This is a genomic window from Mailhella sp. (genome assembly GCF_057866825.1).
The window spans coordinates 1-4,224 of the sequence record NZ_DBMAHT010000151.1; the positions used below are offsets into that span (position 1 = coordinate 1).

Below are 4,224 nucleotides of genomic sequence, written 5' to 3' on the forward strand. Positions count from 1 at the left end.
GCTCGCTGCGTAAACCGGTCTTTTCGACCGAGTTAGACGATGGTATAGACGGTTCTTCCGTATTGCTGCGCCATCCGGCGTTTCCCAGGAACGGCTCTTCATCTTGAGGAGCCGTTTATTGTTTACGGGATTGCACTGGTGGAGACACGTTATTTTCTCTGATGGAAAGCCCCGATCCCCCGAAATACTTCCCCATGTGCCCACGCTTTCAGCACATGTTTCATTCGCACGCCCATGAACATTCCGTCCGCCTTGAAGGTCGCCCGCAGGGCCCGCCGAAAAACGGCGGCAGTCATGGCGGCTTTGGTCATCCGCCACATGGACAGACAACAAAGCCCCCAGGGGAACTGCCATTCTCCTGGGGGCGAAACCCGGATCACTCAATTCGGGAACGAGTCCGCATCCGGGGAGGATTGTGTCGGCAACACTTTCCTTCCCTTCCTAATGCGCACTTTTCAGAGAAGCGTCGAGAATCGGCCGCCATGCCTTCCACGCCGTGCCGAGAATCAGCAGCGCGAACGCCACGCGGAACACGCCCGCCCTGCTCCACAGCTCGATGATGCCGATATGGGCGAACACGCCCCAGAAGGAGCAGATCAGAAGCGCGACCACGGTTCCGACCTTCCTGTTGCTGATTTCGTGCATGGCCACGGCAATGGAATCTATGGTGGAGCTCGTCACGCAGAGCACCGCGACAAGCAGAACAAGATTCATGCCCGTGGTGAACTGCAGCCGCGCCATGACGAGCACGAGCAGCATGTACAGCCCGAAAAAGAAACTCCCCCAGAAGAACGCCGTGCCGCGTTCCGTCACTTCCGCCCGCTGCCAGTGCTGCACGTCGCCTATCGGCCCCGAAAGCAGGATGCACGCGCTCCACAGGCCCCAGAGCATGTCGTCGGAAGAACTTTCGGGAAACGCGATGCGCGGAACATCCTGCCACAGCCCCATGCCGATGATGACCACAATGGCCAGCATGGTCATGCCCCACTGCCAGCAGTCCGTCCAGATGGATGCGGAGAGCCCGTGCCGGTACATGGCAAGGGTGAACGCCCAGCCCACGGCCGCGGCGGCAAGAGAGGCTCCGCCTTCCGGAACGCCCATGTCCCTGAGCACCATGAACAGGATGTTCATCTGAATGACGAGGCAGAAGCACTGGATGACCAGCGCCATGACTTTTATCCCGGGGCGGTCGAAGACATGCCGCCCGAGAAGGCCGCAGCGGGCAAGCAGGCCGAAGAACGCCAGCGTGAGCGTGTTGGCCGCGGCCCAGACGGCCCAGGCTCCGAGGCCTTTCTGCTGCGCTATCTGCATGCCCACGATGAGCGAGGTGCCCCACGCCCACGACGCGGCAATGGAGGCTCCTGTTTTTACATCTCTCTGCATGGCTGCCTCCTCAAACCCTGAGTGAAAACGGATTGTAGGACACGTCGGTGTCATAGGCGTCCGCGCCTTCTTTCTGCTTCACCCAGTTCACCAGTCTGGAAGAAACGGGAAGCGTCATGGTTTCCACCGCCGTTTGAATGAGATAGGTGGTGCAGGCGAAGCCGACGGCTTCCTTCAGGCTGAGAATGCCGTAGAAGGCGATGACATGAAACACCAGCGCATCCAGCGCCCGCCCGAACACGGAAGAAATGAACGCCCGGCTTTTGAAGTACCTGCCCCGGCTCAGCAGCTTGAGCCGGGACATGATCCAGGAATTGACCGTGGAACAGGCGACATAGCCGCACAAAATGGCGACGAGTATGCGCGGCCCCATGCTGAACGCCCTGTCGTACGCCTCCGCCATGCTGCCCATGCAGGAGGCCGCCGGAAGCGCCACGCTCAGCTGAAAAATCCCCACCACGAGAATCGCCAGGAAAAACGTTATCCACATGACGAAGCGGGCTCGGGCATAGCCGTAAAGCTCGGTGAGGCAGTCGTCGATCACATAGGTGACGATGAACGTGAAAATGCCCGTGGTCACATTCAGGCCGAAAGCGTTGACGACTTTTATTTCCAGAAACAGATCGATGATGAAGAAGGTCACGAAGACCGCACAGAAAACCGTATAGCAGACGGATGTTTTCTGTTCGCAACTGCGCATTTCCATGAGAACGGCTACTCCTGAACCAGATATTCCGTGAGAAGAGCGTGAATCCTGCAATGGGCGGGATCCTTGGGCATGCCGTTCCATTCGGAAAGATCGGAGGTCATGGTGCGCCAAGGAATGACGCGGCAGAGATTGTTGCACGTCATGCATCCCTCGGGAATGCCCTTGGGAAGCTTTGCCAGCAGCGCCGCCCTGTTCTGCTGGATGCTTTCAAAGTCGTCGTCGATGCTGCCGAACTTCAGCAGATCGGCAACGGCCTTGTCTTCGAGTGCGGTTTCATAGCCGGGGTACAGGGAGCCGTCATAGTACATGGCCAGATAGACCACGGAATAAAACGTGTCGCTCAGGCCTTCGCGGCGCATTCTTCCCGGCCCGTCGTTGAAGAAGAACGCGTTTTTCAGTTCGGGATGCTCCTGCATGTGCGCCTGTATCCTGGCAAGGGACGCCCGCACCGCGTCTTCGTCGATGTCGGTGAAGAACGCGCCGAAGCGGTCGATGTTGAACACGGCCATGAGCTCGGGAAGATCCTTGCGGAGTTCGAGGAAGTCAAAAAAGACTTCATCCATGCGATGAATGTTCTTCGCGCTGAACACCGATATGGTTTTGTTGGTGAATCCGTTCTTGTACAAAAAGCGGATGTTGTTTCTCACGGTTTCATAGGAGTCGGCCTTGCGAGTTTCATTCTGAAAGGCGTAGTCGTACGAGACCACGATATAAATCTGACACTGATTGTCGCTTCTCATTCTGCTGAGAATGTCGATATTCTCCTGAGCGAGCGAGCCGTTGGTGATGATATGCACCCGCAGGAGGCAGGGATCGGCCGCATGCACGAATTCGGCGATGTCGTTCAGACGCATGAAGGGCTCGCCGCCGAATATCACCACGACGATGTCCTCTTCGGGCATGACGCTGGTCTTGAGCCATCTGATGTATTCCGCAAGGCGGGAAAGATGTTCCACGGACACCCTGGTGACTTCCCTGTTCACGGAGGGTTCGCCGTTTTCAAAGCAGTAGGAACACTGATAGTTGCAGTAGCTTCCGACATTCACTTCTATCTTTATCATGCTTGCCTCCAGGCATCGGTTTTCTGATAATCCGAGAGCAGACGTTTCATCATGGCTTCGCGAAGACGCGCGGCCTTCTCGTCATCCTCCGGAAGTTCCACGCCGGCGGATTCCACGCGCACACGTTCCGGGCTCTCCATGGCAATGACGCACACGGGATAGGTCCAAAGCTCCCGGGCGTCCCCCTCGCGCTTCATGGGCCACGACGCCTGCTTGCCCTTGTGCAGGCGGTAGGCCCTGTCGCCGTTGTACGCAAAAATGTAGTCTTTGAGCTGCGCCTTGTAGTGTTCCGCATCCTGCTGGGGATACTGATGAAGCACGTCGAAGTTGGAAACGCTCCAGGCGTTGAATTCGGGAGTGTCGTAAAAGGAAAGCATCCGGCCCGTGAGACGCCCGGTAAGCATGACGTCGGTGTACTTCACGAAGTCGTACTTGCAGGAAAAATTCATGAACCACAGAAATTCTCCGAGCGTCCGCACCGGCAGTCCATAGTGCCGGAAGGCTTCCTCGAACTGCCCCACGGCGTCGTCGAAGCCTATCCAGTCGCGCCAGTCGCGGAAATACCAGTCGGGATAATTGTGGTTGATCAGGCTGCCGAAGAGCTGATCGGCGCACCAGCCGGTCAGGGCGTATCCTTTTTCCATCGCCTGCTGCTGCGCCTTGTCCAGGGCCCGCCCCGGAAGCACGAAGTGCATGGCCACGCCCGCGGCGCGCAGATGCTCGAAAAACGCCGGATACTCTTCCACGGAGTATTTGGTATAGACGACGTGCAGGCCGCGAAGGCTGCCACCCGCGTTTTTCAGCATGGCTATGGTCATGGCCGTGCTGTCCACGCCGCCGGAGCAGAAAAGGTACAGGTCACGGCCTTCACGGCGGGATTTGTTCCACAGTTCCGCGGCCCGCTCGTCCATGACATCCCTGAGGGGCTTCGAGAAGGTCGCCTCATACATGTTCAGGTGCGGCTCGTACAGGCTGTACGGAGAAAAGCGGTTCAGAAAGCCGAAACGGTCCCGCAGCGCGTAATATCCCGTTTTGCCCGCAAACACGGAAAGCGCGTCCGTGTGACCGTCG

4 protein-coding genes are annotated in these 4,224 nt (G+C 58.0%); all 4 read right to left on the reverse strand.

Going from position 1 to position 4,224, the window contains the following annotated elements; translation table 11 throughout:
- Positions 1-441 precede the first annotated feature (441 nt).
- Positions 442-1,383 (reverse strand): SLC5/6 family protein, encoded by a 942-nt coding sequence (locus ACZM96_RS09790; RefSeq protein WP_489488821.1) that lies wholly within the window; start codon positions 1,381-1,383, stop codon positions 442-444.
- Positions 1,384-1,393: 10 nt separating this feature from the next.
- Complete coding sequence (locus tag ACZM96_RS09795; RefSeq protein WP_489488823.1) at positions 1,394-2,089, reverse strand: queuosine precursor transporter; 696 nt, start codon at positions 2,087-2,089, stop codon at positions 1,394-1,396.
- Between the two features lie 8 nt (positions 2,090-2,097).
- Positions 2,098-3,153, reverse strand: a complete 1,056-nt coding sequence (locus ACZM96_RS09800; RefSeq protein WP_489488825.1) for a radical SAM protein — start codon at positions 3,151-3,153, stop codon at positions 2,098-2,100.
- The coding region (locus tag ACZM96_RS09805; protein WP_489488826.1) for a hypothetical protein at positions 3,150-4,224 on the reverse strand (1,075 nt) is incomplete at its 5' end. The genes ACZM96_RS09805 and ACZM96_RS09800, both read right to left, overlap by 4 nt.